The sequence below is a fragment of the Thiocapsa marina 5811 genome, from assembly GCF_000223985.1.
Lineage (GTDB): Bacteria > Pseudomonadota > Gammaproteobacteria > Chromatiales > Chromatiaceae > Thiocapsa > Thiocapsa marina.
Genome location: NZ_AFWV01000002.1, coordinates 351,224 through 367,299 on the forward strand (window position 1 = coordinate 351,224; position 16,076 = coordinate 367,299).

Genomic DNA, 16,076 nt, shown 5'->3' on the forward strand with positions numbered 1-16,076 from the left:
GTACCGGACGTGGCCGGTGCAACGACAATTGCAAATGGGCAAAAACGCCGCGGAGGATACCGTTCGGCGAGTCCTCGGCTCAAGGTCGAACGGACAGTCTTCGCCTGACGCCGGGCCGCGGACGTACTACCATGGGCTGCGTACGGGAACCCGCATCGCCGGCGTGGTCAGCCGGCAGGCGGGTCGTCCCGGTACACTGCAAGCCGCGACTCGAGTGAAGGACAACCATTAGGAGACTCAAACGTGACGAATGCAAACCAACCCAGTCTGACCCAACCCGATGCCGGCCAGCGAAGCGGCCTTATGCGTCTCATGCTGGAACAGTGGCCCTATGTTCTTCTCTTCGTCGCCGTGATCGCAGGCGTTGCCTTTACCGATATGCGGTTGGAGTTCGCGCTGCTCTACTGGCAGATCTTGATTCCGTTCTTCGGTCTCGTTGCCTTGGCGATCGGCTGGAACTCTGCGGGCGAGGATACCAAGGCGCGGTCCGCCTTTGTGCTCAAGACTGTTTTGCATTGGGGGGCTCTGTTTGTCTTGGTTTGGATCCTCTATCTGCCGCAGCTCAAGGATGTCCTCAACGCCGAGCTCACCGGACTGCAGATCATCTTCCTGCTTGGCCTGACGGCGTTCCTCTCGGGGGTTCACGGCAATCCGCGGATGTCGGTCATCGGTGTCTTTCTGATCGTCAGCGGCATCGTCGTCGCGTTTCTCGACGACGCAGCGCTCATGATGTCCGTGCTCGCCGTCGCGGTGCTGGTCGGATTGATCTTGTGGCAGAAGTTCGCGGGCGGGAAATCCGCCGGCTGAGGGGGCTCGAGCGCCCGTGGGCTTCTCGGAAGGCGGGCGTGCAATGCGGCGGAAGATCCGCGTGTGCGCGCTATCGACCTTCCGCGACAGGTGTCGATCCGGGTAAGAGGCGGCCACTGCAACCGACGGCTGCAGTGGCCTACGCCGGACCCGTGCGCGTGGAGCTGTGCGTCCTCGGCGGAACCGCCTTGGGCCTCCCTGCTCACGAGCCCGAACGTTGAAGGGTCAGATCCGTATCCTCGAAGCTGACCACCTCCCGTGAACATCAGTTTTCGTGCCAGGCGTTGGTTCGCAGTCTGGCGGGGTTCCGGCAGCCATGCGCCGGACCGACTCTGACCCAGCCTGTCATCAGGTGACGGTTTGCGGCTAAGCGCTGTCGTCGCGTCCGCTTGTCGTCGGATCATCTTCTAATACAATGATCAAGAAAATAAAAAGGCCATCGTGGTCGCCTTGGCGAATCACGATGGCCTAAATTCGGAGACGGGCGGAGGAGGGGACCCGACCCCGATGGCTTGCTTGGCATGGCTGAATATCGCTGTCGGGTGTGGGTTCGGACCACATCTCCGATCGATCACGTTTTGTGCGTCCCTCGGCGTCTGCGAATCTGTCCCCTTCGGCGCGCCTGTGATCGTGTTTCCGATCACCCCTGTCGCCCTTGCTCGGGGGGCGCGTCGCCCGGCTCTATCGAGCGAGCGACGCGCCGATGCTCCCTGCTCGGTACCGTCCTGGTCCCTGCCGAGTCCCTTGGGCTCCTGTCGACTCTTGGTTTCTGCCTTCGCCTGTCTATAAGCAGTGGATGTGCCAATGTTCGATGACGTGCGACGTTAGGCCGGAATCGCCGATCGGCCGGTCTCTCGGATCGTTTGTCATACAGCGTTGATCGAATGTAAGGCACCGAATTTTATGAACATAAAAAACCGCCCGTTGCGGGCGGTTTTTTCTTCGGCAGCACCCGAAGTCGTCGTGCGGGGCGGGCGGTGGACATCCATGCGCGATGCCGGGGTGCGTCGTCGATGACCTAGGTCGTCATCTGATGACCCGTTTCGGTCATTCAGCCTGCACAGCGGCCAAAGCCGTCATATTGAGCAGTCCCCGCACGGAGGTGCTCGGCGTCACGATATGTGCGGCACGGTCGGCACCGAGCAGCATCGGGCCGAAGGCCCCGCCTTCGTTGATGGTCCGCAGCAGGTTGAAGGCGATGTTGGCCGCATCCTGGTTCGGCATGATCAGGAGATTTGCGCGACCTTCCAGCTTCGAGTCAGGAAAACGCGCCTCGCGAACGGCGGCGTCCAGGGCCAGGTTGGCGTGCATCTCGCCTTCGACCTCTAGGTTCGGGGCGCGGGTGCGGAGCAGTCGCATCGCTTCCTGCATCTTGCGTGCGGCGGGGGACTCGTGACTACCGAAGTTCGAGTGCGAGAGCAACGCGATCTTCGGGCGCAACCCGAAGCGTTGGACCTGTGCCGCACACAGGAAGGTGATCTCGGCGAGATCCTCGGCACTCGGGTCCGATTGCACATAGGTATCGGCGATGAAGAGCGGCCCCGCCGGCAGGACGATGGCGTTCATGGCGGTCAGGTGACGCACGCCCGGCGCGGTGCCGATCACCTCCTCGACATGTTTTAGGTGTCGCGCAAAGCGTCCGACGACGCCGCAAATCATGGCATCGGCATCGCCGCATCGGACCATGGTCGCGGCCAATACGGTGGGGTCGTTGCGGATATATTCGCGCGCCTCGTCGGGAGCGTAGCCGCGTCGTTGGACGCGCTCGTAGAAGGTCCGCCAGTGTGTGTCGAAGTTGGTGTTTTCGCACGGCACGATCAGATCGAAATCACGCTCCGGGCGCATGGTGAGGCTCAGATCCTTCAAGCGGTTTCCGATGACCTCCGGACGGCCGATCAGCATCGGGCGAGCAATCCCTTCGAGGATGGCCTGCTGAGCCACCTGCAGGACGCGCTCGTCCTCGCCCTCGGCATAGATGATGCGTTTCGGTGCGGCTCGCGCCTGATCGAAGACGGGCTTCATGGTCATCCCGGTGCGATAGCCCCGGAGATGCATGGCGGTGCGATAGGCGTCCAGGTCGGCGATCGGTCGCGTTGCGACCCCGCTCTCCATCGCGGCACGCGCGACCGCGGGGGCCAGATTCTCCATGAGACGCCGGTCGAAGGGCTTTGGAATCAGATACTCGGGCCCGAAGGTCAGCTCGCCCCCGCCATACGCCGCGCGCACGATATCCGACGGCTCCGCCATGGCGAGATCCGCGATCGCCTTCACACAGGCGATCTTCATCGCCTCGTTGATCTCGGTGGCACCGCAATCGAGTGCGCCCCTGAAGATAAAGGGGAAGCAGAGAACGTTGTTGACTTGATTGGGAAAATCCGACCGCCCGGTGGCGATGATCGCGTCCGGCCGGGCAGCGCGGGCCAGATCCGGCATGATCTCGGGGACCGGGTTGGCGAGCGCCATGATGATGGGTGCATCGGCCATCTTGATCAGCCACTCGGGTTTGAGGATGCCCGCGGCGGAGAGTCCCAGGAAGATATCGGCGCCCTCGATGGCCTCCTGCAGGGTGCGCTGCTCGGTCTCGATTGCATACCGCGCCTTGTAGGGGTCCATCTCATCGGTGCGTCCGCTGTAGACCACGCCGGCGATGTCCGTGAGGGTGACGTTCTCCTTCGGCAGGCCCATGCTCACCAGCAGATCGACGCAGGCCAAGGCGGCAGCTCCGGCGCCGGCCGTGACCAGGCGGGCCTTGCCGATGTCCTTGCCCACCACGCGCAGGCCGTTGAAGATCGCCGCGGAGACGACGATGGCGGTCCCGTGCTGATCGTCGTGGAAGACCGGGATGCCCATACGCTCCTTCAAGGCGCGCTCGATGATGAAGCACTCCGGCGCCTTGATGTCCTCGAGGTTGATGCCCCCGAAGCTAGGCTCCATGCGCGCGACGGTCTCGATGAACTTCTCCGGGTCGCGCTCCTCGATCTCGATGTCGAACACATCGATGTCCGCGAACTGTTTGAACAGAACCGCTTTGCCTTCCATCACCGGTTTGGAGGCGAGGGCGCCGATGGCGCCGAGACCCAGCACCGCCGTGCCGTTGGTGATGACGGCGACCAGGTTGCTGCGCGCGGTGTAGAGCGACGCGTTCATCGCGTCCTTCTCGATCTCCCGGCACGCAGCCGCCACGCCGGGCGAATAGGCGAGCGCCAGATCGCGCTGATTGCCCATGGGTTTGGTCGCTTTGATCTCCAGCTTGCCGGGTTTGGGATAGCGGTGATAGTCGAGCGCGTTCTGGTCGAATGAGTCCGGCATCTGGGTCTCCGTGGGGTGGTGTGCGGCGTGCGTGAGCGTCTCGGCCGGTACGGCCGTCCGTCATGTCGAGGTCATTATGCTGCGGCGCAGCAGAATGCTGCAAAGTTTTCAATTACGCTCGTCTCGAGCCTCATCCGCCGGCAATGTGTCTTTTTGAATCAGCGCTTGAGCAGATTCACCGATCCACTGCTCGGCGAACCCAGCTCGACGTTGTCTTGGAGCTCCGCGACCTCGCCGAGGGCGGCACGGTCGAGGATGGTCACCTGGGCGCCGTGGACCTCGATGATGCCACGGCCGGCAAGCTCCTTCATCACGCGCGAGAAGGTCTCCGGCTGGATCGACAGGCGCGAGGCCAGCACCCCTTTGCGCACATCCAGCTTGAGCGATCGCCGCTCGGGCGGGGCCTTGGCCAACAGATAGCGAGCGACTCGGCTGCTCGCGGTGTGCATGGTGAGATTGTCGATCTCGCCGATCAGGCCGCGCAGGCGCTGACTCAGCGAGCCGAGCATCAGAAAACAGGTGTCGACCGACTCGCGCAGCATCAGTGCGAAGTCCCGGGCATCCAGGCTGAGCAGCTCCGAAGGCGCCAGAGCACCGGCGCAGACCGGATAGCGCGGGGCGTTCAGAAACATCAGTGCTTCGGCGAAGGTCTGACCCGGGGAGACCAGCTCGATGACCTTCTCCGCCCCGCCCGGCGAGAGACGAAAGAGCTGAATCTGGCCCTGGAGAACCAGGTAGAAGCGCTCCGCGGGATCACCCTGACTGAACAGAAGCTGCTCGGCGCCGAGGACGACACGCGTCGCGTGCTGGCTGACGCGCTCGAGTTGGCCGTGGCTGAGGCCGGCGAGGAGGGGGGCAGTCTTCAACTCGTCGATCATCGGATGCCTTGTCGGGCGTTCGCCGTTGGTTGGAATCTCGGATCGATCTACGGGAGCGGGACGGATGTGTCAAGCCGACCGGCCGTGATCGGCTGCGTGATCTGCCGCAGGATCGGTTTGATTTGCATCAAGGCGGCGGATGCCTCCGGAACGTGCAATGCGCCCACGGTTCGATCCATTACCGAGGGCTTTATCCCGTGGCGCAAGTCTTCACGAAATCCATGGCACGGAACATCTTCTACGGTGGCTCCGTGTTCTTCATCCTGCTCTTTCTCGCCCTGACGCTCGACACCTCCTTCGCCTTGCCGGAACGCGATCAACGCCATCAGCTGGACCTCTCCACCGAGGTCGGACAGCGTATCGCCAGGGGCAAGGAGCTCTGGGAGACCAACAACTGCATCGGCTGCCACACCCTGCTCGGCGAAGGAGCCTATTTTGCCCCCGAGCTGGGGAACATCTACACCCGCTTCGGCAACAATAAAGAAGCGATCAAGGCGTTCATCCAGAGTCGCCCTGCGATGGGTATCCCCGGTCGGCGCAGCATGCCGCAATTCAACTTCAGCGACGAGGAGCTCGACGCCATCGCCGAGTTCCTGAAATATAGCTCCGAGATCAATACGGCAGGCTGGCCACCGAACATTCAAGGCTGATTCGCAGCACCGGAGAATCCATTCGATGAAATATAAATCTCAAGCCGTCGCCAAGCCGTACTTCATTGCGGCGATCGGACTCTTCCTCGCCCAGGTGATCTTCGGGATCATTCTGGGTATCCAATACGTCGTGGGCGATTTTCTCTTCCCGGAAATCCCCTTCAATGTCGCCCGCATGGTTCACACCAATACGCTGATCGTGTGGCTGTTGATGGGTTTCATGGGCGCGGCCTATTACCTGATTCCGGAGGAGAGCGAGCGGGAGCTGTATACCCCCTGGCTGGCTCTCGTGATGTTCTGGATCTTCCTGATCGCCGCCGCACTGACGGTGATCGGCTATCTGGCGGTCCCCTACGCGCGCCTGGCCGAGATGACCGGGAACGATATCCTGCCGACCATGGGGCGCGAGTTCCTGGAGCAACCCACGATCACCAAGGTCGGTATCGTGATCGTCGCACTCGCCTTCCTGTTCAATATCGGTATGACGGTGCTCAAGGGGCGCAAGACGGTCGTGAGTCTGGTCATGCTGATCGGTCTCGTCGGTCTGGCGTTCTTCTTCCTCTTCTCCTTCTATAACCCGACCAACCTGGTACTCGACAAGTTCTACTGGTGGTGGGTGGTGCATTTGTGGGTCGAGGGCGTTTGGGAGCTCATCATGGGGGCCATGCTCGCCTTCGTGCTGATCAAGACGACCGGCGTGGACCGCGAGGTGGTCGAGAAGTGGCTCTACATCATCATCGCCATGGCCTTGATCACCGGCATCATCGGCACCGGACACCACTTCTATTGGATCGGTCCGCCCGAGTACTGGCAATGGTGGGGCTCCATCTTCTCGGCACTCGAGCCCTTGCCCTTTTTCATGATGACGGTGTTCGCCTTCAACATGGTGAATCAGCGTCGGCGCAATCACCCGAACAAGGCGGCCGTCCTCTGGGCACTCGGCACCGCTGTGCTCGCCTTCCTCGGAGCAGGCGTCTGGGGCTTCCTGCATACCTTGGCCCCGGTGAACTACTACACCCACGGCTCGCAGATCACGGCCGCACACGGGCATCTCGCCTTCTATGGGGCCTACGTGCTGATCAACATCACTATGATCTCTTACGCCATGCCGCTCCTGAACGGTCGGGAGGCCAACAGCATGCGCTCGCAGGTCTTGGAGATGTGGGCGTTCTGGCTCATGAGCATCTCCATGGTGTTCATCACACTGTTCCTCACCGCGGCGGGCATCCTTCAGATCTTCCTGCAACGCTACACGGAAACGCCGCTGCCCTTCATGGTCGTGCAGGAAAAGGTGGCGCTCTTCTACTGGCTGCGGGTGATCTCCGGGCTCGTCTTCCTGGGCGGCTTGGGCACCTACATCGCGTCCTTCTTCGTCGCGGCGCGTGATGCCAAGTACCCGCAGCCGATCGAGATCGGTAAGGTGCAGCCGAGTCCTGCAGCCGTCTGAGTCACCGTGTTCAGAGCGGTGCCGGTCGCGGCAATCCGGCCCCGAATCGGCCCCGGACGCGAGGTCTATGCCCAGCGCGACGTGCCGCAGCCAGCCGGCTGCGGCACGTCGAGGCCGATACTGAATCGGCTTCCGAACACCTTTCGGGGCGACGTCTTCTCGCGTTACGCTGCTTCGGCCCGATCGCCTCTTCGACGCGGTGCTCGGGTCCCTTGCAGATCCAACGATCACCTGGATCGCGACGACCATACCAACCACAACCTCGAGGACATCACCATGCGTCTTTTATCCACGCTTCTCGTGGCCTTCGCCTTGACCGCCGGCGGCCTGATGGCGCCCGTCTTGGCGAGCGACGACGACCCGCTCTTCATCAATCTGACCACGGATGACCCGCACCGCGCGAACATGGGCATCACTTTCGGGAAGAATCAGCTTGAGCGAGGCCACCCCTTGACCGTCTTTCTCAACGACAAGGGTGTCTTCGTCGGCGCGAAGGCGAATGCCGCGACCTTCGGCGAGCACCAAGAGAAACTGGCCGCGATGATCGACAAGGGCGCCCTGGTGCTGGTGTGCCCCATGTGCATGAAGCACTACGGCGTTGCCGAGGCCGATCTCATCCCCGGTGCTCAGGTCGGCAACCCCGATCTGACCGGCGGCGCACTCTTCAAAGACGATACGCAAACCTTGACCTGGTAGTCCCCTTCGAAGGGCCAAGCCGTCGACGGCTTTCGCCCTTCGATCACCCTCGAGGACGGGTCGATGAAGCGCATGCCACTCTCGACGGCTCTCTTGTTGGCATCCTTTTGCTCGAACGTCCCGTCATCCGCCGAGCCGCCCGGCGATGTCGCCCCGGGTTCGCCTGCGGGTCTGCCCGAACCGCTGCGCGATGCGCTCGCCGGCGGCGGACTGGCTCCGGAGCTTATGGCCCTGCCGGCAGGTCGCTTTATGCGCGGCGATCTGCAGGGAAACAGCACGGATGTCGATGAAAAATCTCCGATCGATGTGACCCTGTCGAGGCCCTTCGCGATCGGGGTCTACGAGGTCACCTTCGATGAATTCGATACCTTCTGCGACGCGACCGGTCGCGACAAGCCGGACGACTCCGGCTGGGGTCGTGAGCGGCGCCCTGTCGTGAACGTGACCTGGAACGACGCCGTCGCATACACCGCTTGGCTCAGCGAACAAACGGGCCGGCGTTATCGGCTGCCGACCGATGCCGAATGGGAGTACGCCGCCCGCGCCGGCACTGCGACACGCTTTTGGTGGGGCGATGATCTCGGTGTGGATCTCGCCAATTGCGCCGGGTGCGGCAGTGCGTGGGACGGTTACGAGACGGCGCCGGTCGGCTCCTTTCAACCCAACCCCTTCGGCCTCTACGACACGGCGGGCAATGTCTTCGAATGGGTCGCCGATTGCTTTGCGGAGACCTTCGCGAAGGCGCCTGCCGACGGCAGCGCCCATGAGAATCCTGCGGGCTGTGGTCAGCGGGTCTATCGGGGCGGCAGTTGGAGCTTTCCGCCCCGCGAGGTGCGCTCGGCGAATCGGTGGCGGGACTTCCCGACCGGTTCAAGCGACGACATGGGATTTCGGGTCGTGCGCGAGCTGGATCCCGAGCGCTGATCCACGGGAGCAGCCGATCCGGCCGCTCGCTGTTCGGCTGTGGCTGACCTCCTCACGCATTGCGGTCACCCACGATCCTGAGCCTGGGCGCGCAATCACGACCCGGAGCGGTTGGTCAGCCGGGAAGGTTACGGGACTACAGTCGGCGTTTAAACCGCGCCCAGTGCGGTATGCGATGTTTTTGGATGGGATCGGCCCCGGCAGTTTTTGACGACCGCTGGAGACGGCGCAGTTTAGCTGACATTCGAAGGGGCCGCCTGGATGTGCCGGAACCGCTCGGCTGCGGGTGCATAGCGTGCAGCTCGCCGGTGAGATGGGCCGCGGGACGGGCTGGAACTTGAGCTATGCTTGTACTGTGCGTAGAATGTGCATTTCATAAATACCCCTCAGGTGCAATGCCATGGCCGCCATCTTCGCGGACGTGCTCGAATCGACGCGTGAACCCGGGACGTCGCGGTTCTCTGCATCGGGCGTCGCCGACATTCTCGGCATGCAACAGCAGGATCTGGCCGAGCTGGCGGGGGTCCATCGCAACACCCTGCGCACTCACCCGGAATCGCCAAGACTGCAATCCGCACTGCGTGACCTGATGCGGGTGTTGTCGGCTGCCGCGGCGGTGCAGCCGGACCCGCAACGCGCCATCTTCCTGGTCAAGAATGAACCCATTCCTGCGTTTCGTCACAAGACCCTGTTGCAACTGGTACAGGAAGGCCGGACCGAGGATGCGATCGGCTACCTGGAGTCCATCAGTACCGGGTTCGTCGGTTGATCCTCTCCGATCTGCCACCCGGCACCACGTTGTTCCGGGCGCATACCCCGCAGTGGGCCAGCCGGCCCACCAGCGGCGCAGGCGCCGCAACCCGAGGAGGGCGCTTCAACCGAGAAGGCGTCGAGGCGCTGTACCTGTCGTTGGATGAGGCGACCGCCTTGCGCGAGTACCAGCAGACCTCGCCCTTCCTTCCACCCTGCACGATGTGCTCGTACACCGCGGCGCTGCGCGACCTGGTCGACCTGCGCCGGCTCCACGACGGGGCGCCCTGGGACGCGCTCTGGCACGACTGGCGCGAGGACTGGCGCCACCTGACGTTCGAGTTGCATATCGAACCCCCGACTTGGGTTCTCGCCGATCTGGTGCTGGCCCATGGCTATACAGGCATCCTCTTTCCAAGCCAGGCACACGAGGGCGGAACCAACGTCGTGGTGTATTCAGACCGGCTCGTGGATGGCAACTCGGTCACCGTCAACGACCCCGACGGGCGACTCCCTCGCGACATGTCCAGTTGGGCGCGATGATCTCTCCCCGGTTGCTGGCTCCCAGCTCGCTGTGAACGACGGGGGAGTTGTCAATGGCCGGTTCCGGCCAGGTCCTGCGGCCAGGTCCGGACGCTCAGCCGGCGTCGGGGAGCGGCCGCAAACGCTTGTTTAGCGGACCGTCAATCGGACAGGGCCGTCCCCACGTTGCTCGACCCGCACTACCGGGCGTCTCAGCTCGTATGGGTGGCTCCGATTTCTATGCAGCACTGCCGTGTCAACTTGTTCACGGGTGCCCGCCTCTGGCAGACCGATGCGCGGATCTCGCTCGTTACCAAGTACTCTCGATGTTGGGTTCGATACTGGGCTCGCGGTTCACGTTTACCCAGGCGGGACTCCCTCCCGCTAGAACGTGCGGCCTTGCCAGGGCGCACCGCCCCCTATTTCTCCCCCGATTTCTCCCGGTAATTCGGCGGCCATGTTGGCGTTCGCGTGGCACGCGGTTCACGCACAGCCTTTATGTACCCTAGCGCGGGTGAGCCGCAGCCAGAAGAAGGTCTACAGCGGATGCCGCTACGCGCGAACTTCGTGGACCGCCAGCGTTTCACCGTCCGCCTCCGCCTCCAGTGCCCCCAACGCCCCAAAGTCGTCAAGAATGACGTAGGCCGCCGGCACCAGAAACAGCGCCGCGATGGTCGCGGTGACCAGCCCGAAGGCGAGGCTGGTGGCCAGCGGGATCAGGATCTGTGCCTGTAGGCTCTTCTCCAGCAGCAGCGGGGTCAGGCCGGCGACGGTGGTGATGGAGGTCAGCAGGATAGGGCGAAAGCGGGCGCGGCCGGCCTGTTTGGCGGCGGCGATGGTGGCCATGCCGCGCAGGCGCTCCTGGCGGATGAAGGTGACCAGGAGAATACTATCGTTGACGACGACGCCGAACAGCGAGGCCATGCCGACGATGCTGGGCATGGTCAGGTCCAGCCCCAGGGCCATGTGGCCGAAGACGACGCCGATGAACGCGGTGGGAATCACCAGCATCACGGTGATCGGCGCCAGATAGCCGCGGAATTGCAGCGCCAGCAGCATGTAGACACCGATCAGGCCGAGCAGCACGTTGCGGCCGATGGATTGTCCGGTCTCGGCGGATTCCTTGCTCTCGCCCTCCACGTCCAGATGCACGCCCGGGAAGCGCTCCAGCAGGCCGGGGATGAATTCGGCGCGGGCCTGGGCGAGCAGTTCCTGGGCGTTGGCAAGATCGCGATCGACGTCGCCCTGCACCGTGACCGCGCGCTGGCCGTCGACGCGATGGATGCGCGCCCAGCCGCGCACCTGCTCCACCTCGGCCAGGTTGGCGAGCGGGATCAGCGCGCCGTCACGGCCGGTGATGGTGAATCGTTCCAGATCGGCCGGGCCGGTACGGTCGCCGGCGTCGATGCGCAGATTGACCTCGTAGGTCTCGGCGCCGAGCGGGAACTCGTCGATCTTCACGCCCTGGAAGGCGGCACGCAGTTGCTCCGAGACCTGGCGCGCGTCCAGACCCAGCACGCCGGCGTCGGGCTTCAGGCGCAGCCGATATTCGCGCTTGCCGGGGCGCAGGTCGTCGGTGAGGTCCTGCACGCCGGCGAAGCGGTTCAGATAGGCTTGCAGTTCGTTGGACGCCGCCTTGAGCTGGTCCAGGTCCGCGCCCACCAGGCGCAGGTCGATGGGGCGTCCGCCGGGGCCAATGGCGGGCTCGGTGTACTTGATACCGATGACGTCCGGCAGCTCGCCGACCGCGGCCCGCCAGGTGTTGAGCACCTCGCTCAGCGCGGCATCGCGCTCCTCGGCACCGAGCAGGTCCGCGACCACGCGGGCCACATGCGGGCCGGTCTCGTAGGCGTCCGGGTTTTCGCCGAAGATCACGGTGACCGATTGCACCAGGTCCTGCCGGTCCGGCTGGCGCGCGCGGAAGGCGGCGTTGACCTCGGCCAGCGCCGTCTCGACCCGCGCCACCACGGCCTCGGTGCGTGCCAGCGGGGTGCCCTGGGGCAACAGGATGCGAGCCTCCACCACGTCGCCGTCCAGGTCCGGGAAGCCGACGAACTTCAGCTTGCCGCCCACCGGCATCGCCACCGCGACGATCAGCAGCATCAGCACCAGGCCGACGGTGAGATAGCGATAGTCCACCGCGCGGTCGAGCAGCCGGCCGAAGGTCCGGTCGCGCAGGCGCCCGAAGCCGCGCTCGAAGCCCTGCCGAAAGCGCGATGGCCGTTGCCCGTCGCCATCTAGCCCCCCATCGGCGCGCTGATGCGCCAATGAATGATTCAGATGGTGCGGCAGGATCAGAAAGGCCTCCAGCAGGCTCACCGAGATCACCAGGATCAGCACGATGGGCATGATGCGCAGGATCTGCCCGATCTCCCCGGAGATGAACGCCAGCGAGCCGAACACCAACAACGTGGTCGCGAACGACGACAGGATGCCAGGCAGCACCTCGCGCGAGCCCTCGATGGCGGCCCTGGCCGGGCCGTCGCCCTTGGCCATGCGCGCGGCGATGTTCTCACTGATGACGATGGCGTCGTCCATCAGCAGACCGACGCCGATCAATAGCCCCACCATCGAGATCATGTTGATGGTGATGCCGAAGGCGGGCAGCAGGAACAGCGCGCCGAGGAAGGACACCGGCAACCCCATGGCGACCCAGAAGCTGTAGCGCAGCCCGAAGAACAGCCACAGCACCAGGAACACCAGCGCCAGACCCTGCACGCCGTTGCGCACCAGCATGTCGAGCCGATCCTGGACGATGGAGGCGCGGTCCTGGGTCAGGTACAGCGCGACGCCGGCAGGCGTTGCGGCCTGCTCGGCGGCGACGAAGTCGCGCACCTGCCCGAGCAGATCGAGCACGTCTTGGTCGCGGGTCTTGGCGATGTCCAGCACCGCGGCACGCTGGCCGTCGAACAGGATCTTGTCCTCGTCGCGGTCGAAGCGGTCGGTGATGGTCGCGATCTCGCCGAGCCGGATGCTGGCACCGCCGGCGCCGGAGATGACCACCAGATCGCGGAAGTCCTCCGCGCGCTTGCGCTGATCGTCGAAGCGCAGCAGCAGGTCCTCGGCGCCGCCCTCGAGCCGCCCCGCCGGGCTGCCGAGGCTTTGCCAGCCAACGGCATCGGCGATGTCCTGGGCGGATAGGCCGTACTGACGCAGCCGCCAGGCGGGCACCTCGATGCGTATGTGGTGGTCGGAGAAGCCGACGACGCTGACCTCGGCAACCTTTGTGTCGGCCAGTATCCGGTCCTTCAGATCCTCGGCGTAGGCCTTGAGGTCGACCGGGTCTTGCGGTCCGGTCACCGCCAGCGAGATCACCGGCTCGGTGCGGCCGAGCTCGGTGACCACCGGCGGTTCCACCTGGTCCGGAAAGTCGTCGATGGCGTCCACCTCCGACTTCACGTCGTCGAGAAAGCGCACCATGTCCGCGCCCTCGCGCATCACCGCGGTGGCGGTGCCGATGCCCTCGCGGGACTCGCAGCGTAGCTCGTCGAGATCGGTGATGCCCTCGATAGCGTCTTCCAGTCGTCGGCACACCGCGTCTTCGACATCCTCCGCCGTGGCGCCGCGGTAGATCAATTGCACCTGGACCTTGTCGCTCTGGATCTCCGGCAGGGTCTCGCGCTGTAGGCCCGGCAGGGCGGTGAGACCGAGGATCATGATGGCGGCCATGAGCAGGTTGGCCGCGGTCTGGTGGCGTGCGAACCAGGCGATCATGGCGCGACTCCGAGGGCTTGCAATTGCTCGGCCAGCTCAAGATCCGGCCGCGGGTCCAGCAGCATGCCGTCGACCGCAGGCACCAGATCCGACAGCACCACCCGTTCGCCGGGTTCGAGACCGGAGGCGATGACGCTATTGCCGTCCTGGTCGAACAACACCTCGACCGGCCTGCGGCGCAGGCGCTGCTCATCGTCGACGACGAAGACCGCGCCATCGCGCACCGCCCCGCGCGGCACCAGCACCCGCGGCCCACGGCTGCGCCCGCGCAGCACCACCTGCACGAACATGCCCTTGGATAGCGGCGGTCGCTGGCCGGGGATGATCTGGTCGTAGGGCCGGTCGACGGCCACCACCACGCCCATGGTGCGGGTCTGCGGGTCGACCTGATCGTCCATGCGCACGAACTCCGCTTGCCATTCGGCCACGGCATTACCGAGATCCAGCCGCACCAGCGGATCGAGTCCCGCGAGCTTGGGTAGCAGCGCGTTGAACTGGGTCGGATCGACCACTCGGCTTGCGGCCTGCCGAAGGTCTGGCGCCTGATCTGACGCCCAGTCTGGTGTCAGCCCCTCGGCGGGCAGGTCCAGGAACAGCCGTCGCAGCGCGGACAGCGGCACCTGGATGTCCATCTCCACCCGGTCCACCGAGTCGCCCTCGAACAGGGTCTGACCGACACCGACGTACTGATCCGCCTCGACAGCCAGGTTGGCGATGCGCAGATCGAAGGGTGCAACGATCTGGGTCCGCTCCAGGTCACGCTGGGCACGGGTCGCCTGGCTCTCCAGTACGCGGCGCTGGGTCGGGATCAAGGTCAGGGTGTTGCGCAGATTCTGTACCGCGCTGTTGCTGGTCAGCGCGGCGCGCTCGGCCTGGTCGACATCACTGTCGGAAACCGTCCCCTTTGTCCCGAGCTTGCGCAGCCGCTCCAGCTCTTGGTGGGCGAGGTCGCGATTGCGCTCCTCGATCTCCAGCGATGCAAGGGCGTTTTGCTCCTGCACCTCCAGCTCCGCGAGCTCGGCCTGGGCCTGTGCCAGGGCCAGCTCATAGTCGATGGGATCGATGCGGATCAGCTCGGTCCCCGCCGCCAGGATCTCGCCGTCGCGCAGCCGCGGGTGGATCTCGATGATGCGCCCGGACACCTGCGCCACCGCCTTCCAGACCCGCGCCGGACGCACCGGGCCGTAGCCCTCGGCACTCGGCGCCAGCTCGACCGCGGGCGCCTCGATGACACGCACCGGACGCGCCGTTTCGCCCTGCTCGGTCCGCGCCGGCGGTTCACGGCCCTGGGCCATCCAGACCAGGATGCCGATGCCGATGGCAATGGGCGGCAGGATCAGCCAGCGGTGCTTGCAGACGGGTCGCTCGGCATTCATCGGTCTGCTCCTGAATTGGGCTTGATGGGACTGGGTTGGGGGGCATTGCAGCCGGGCGGACGATAGTCCAACGCGGCCTCGGTCATCGCGCACAGCAGCGCCTGGATCTGCGCCACGTCGTCGTCGGTGTAGGCGTCCCGGCCGAGATGGCGCAGCAGCGTCGTGCGCGCGGCACGGAAGGCAATGGTCGGTCCGGTCAGCGCATGTGCCACCAGGCGGCACTCGGTATCCACCTGCGCCAGGCCGCGGGCGCCGGCGACCAACTCGGCCATGACGGCGTGCATCGGACCGAAGAGGTTTTCATAGAGCACATCGAAGGCCGCGGTGGGTTGGTTTTGTTCGCGAAAGATAAAGCCGGGCGCGTCTTCACTGAGCGGACCGACCAGCAACCGCAGCGCAAAATCCCCCAGCAACTGCCCGAGCAGGCGCCGACAGTCGTCTGCGGACGCGTCGGGCAGCGCCTGCTCGATGCGCACCAGTTGTTCGCGCATGCCCTCGCCGAGCTGCTCCGCGAGGTAGGCGGCGGTGGCCAGGTAGAGCTCGCGCTTGCCGCCGAAGTGATAGGAGATCGCCGCCACATTCGCCCCGGCGTCCTGCACCAGCTGGCGGTTGGAGACCGCGTCGTAGTCGTTGTGCCCAAAGGCGCGCAGGGCACTGCGCAGCAAGCGCTGGCGGGTGTCGGGCGTTTCGGGATTTGCGGATCGGTCGGACACGATAGCGCTCAAGCTGGGGCACGGGGATGCAGGAACCTGCGGCATGTGGCCTAACTGTAGATCAATCGATTGATTGAATCAAGCCGCAGAGATCAGGAGACTTCGCGGAAAGAGAACGGACAAATCCGGTGCGGCGGACCTTGCTTCCCTGAATGCCGCAACGTAACCGAGGTACCGGCACTTCTAGCAGTTCAGAGGACAGCCTAGACCCGGTAGACGTAACTCGTAGACGTGGCGAGTGTCCGCTGTTCATTCCAACGCGAACTTGGGCCACCGGAGAGCCCGCGGCT

Annotated in this window: 12 protein-coding genes; 7 read left to right on the plus strand and 5 right to left on the minus strand. The window is 64.6% G+C overall.

All coding sequences use genetic code 11. From position 1 onward, the window contains the following. Positions 1 to 243 precede the first annotated feature (243 nt). Positions 244 to 807, plus strand: coding sequence for a hypothetical protein (locus tag THIMADRAFT_RS03940; protein ID WP_007191672.1), 564 nt, complete (start codon positions 244 to 246; stop codon positions 805 to 807). Between the two features lie 1,047 nt (positions 808 to 1,854). Here THIMADRAFT_RS03940 and THIMADRAFT_RS03945 read toward each other — a convergent pair. Further along, the gene (locus THIMADRAFT_RS03945; protein WP_007191674.1) at positions 1,855 to 4,116 is read right to left on the minus strand and encodes an NADP-dependent malic enzyme; all 2,262 of its coding nucleotides are present in this window, start codon (positions 4,114 to 4,116) and stop codon (positions 1,855 to 1,857) included. Positions 4,117 to 4,274: 158 nt separating this feature from the next. Then, a complete protein-coding gene (locus tag THIMADRAFT_RS03950; protein ID WP_007191675.1) occupies positions 4,275 to 4,994 on the minus strand; it encodes a Crp/Fnr family transcriptional regulator in 720 nt (239 codons plus the stop codon). Between the two features lie 221 nt (positions 4,995 to 5,215). On the opposite strand from THIMADRAFT_RS03950, the gene THIMADRAFT_RS03955 reads away from it, so the two are divergent. The 6 genes from THIMADRAFT_RS03955 to THIMADRAFT_RS03980 all read left to right on the plus strand — a co-directional run bounded on the left by THIMADRAFT_RS03955 (position 5,216) and on the right by THIMADRAFT_RS03980 (position 10,004). Next, a complete protein-coding gene (locus tag THIMADRAFT_RS03955; protein WP_324603122.1) occupies positions 5,216 to 5,644 on the plus strand; it encodes a c-type cytochrome in 429 nt (142 codons plus the stop codon). Positions 5,645 to 5,669: 25 nt separating this feature from the next. Next, the gene (locus tag THIMADRAFT_RS03960; RefSeq protein WP_007191677.1) at positions 5,670 to 7,091 is read left to right on the plus strand and encodes a cbb3-type cytochrome c oxidase subunit I; all 1,422 of its coding nucleotides are present in this window, start codon (positions 5,670 to 5,672) and stop codon (positions 7,089 to 7,091) included. 276 nt (positions 7,092 to 7,367) lie between these two features. After that, positions 7,368 to 7,787, plus strand: a complete 420-nt coding sequence (locus THIMADRAFT_RS03965) for a DsrE family protein (protein WP_007191678.1) — start codon at positions 7,368 to 7,370, stop codon at positions 7,785 to 7,787. 63 nt (positions 7,788 to 7,850) lie between these two features. Then, a complete protein-coding gene (locus THIMADRAFT_RS03970) occupies positions 7,851 to 8,711 on the plus strand; it encodes a formylglycine-generating enzyme family protein (protein ID WP_007191679.1) in 861 nt (286 codons plus the stop codon). Between the two features lie 400 nt (positions 8,712 to 9,111). Beyond that, the gene (locus THIMADRAFT_RS03975; protein ID WP_007191680.1) at positions 9,112 to 9,480 is read left to right on the plus strand and encodes a hypothetical protein; all 369 of its coding nucleotides are present in this window, start codon (positions 9,112 to 9,114) and stop codon (positions 9,478 to 9,480) included. Next, positions 9,477 to 10,004, plus strand: a complete 528-nt coding sequence (locus THIMADRAFT_RS03980; protein ID WP_007191681.1) for an RES family NAD+ phosphorylase — start codon at positions 9,477 to 9,479, stop codon at positions 10,002 to 10,004. The genes THIMADRAFT_RS03975 and THIMADRAFT_RS03980 overlap by 4 nt, the downstream gene beginning before the upstream one ends. Before the next feature lie 531 nt (positions 10,005 to 10,535). Here THIMADRAFT_RS03980 and THIMADRAFT_RS03985 read toward each other — a convergent pair. From THIMADRAFT_RS03985 to THIMADRAFT_RS03995, 3 genes are read right to left on the minus strand one after another with little or no spacing between them, the layout of a single operon-like run. Then, entirely contained in the window at positions 10,536 to 13,697 is a 3,162-nt protein-coding gene (locus THIMADRAFT_RS03985) for an efflux RND transporter permease subunit (protein ID WP_007191682.1), read from the minus strand. Continuing rightward, positions 13,694 to 15,073 carry an efflux RND transporter periplasmic adaptor subunit gene (locus THIMADRAFT_RS03990; RefSeq protein ID WP_007191683.1) on the minus strand — a complete coding sequence of 460 codons (1,380 nt, stop codon included), beginning with the start codon at positions 15,071 to 15,073 and terminating at the stop codon, positions 13,694 to 13,696. Before THIMADRAFT_RS03990 ends, THIMADRAFT_RS03985 begins: the two co-directional genes overlap by 4 nt. Continuing rightward, on the minus strand, positions 15,070 to 15,786 hold the full coding sequence (locus tag THIMADRAFT_RS03995; RefSeq protein ID WP_007191684.1) for a CerR family C-terminal domain-containing protein: 717 nt from the start codon (positions 15,784 to 15,786) through the stop codon (positions 15,070 to 15,072). Before THIMADRAFT_RS03995 ends, THIMADRAFT_RS03990 begins: the two co-directional genes overlap by 4 nt. Positions 15,787 to 16,076 lie beyond the last annotated feature (290 nt).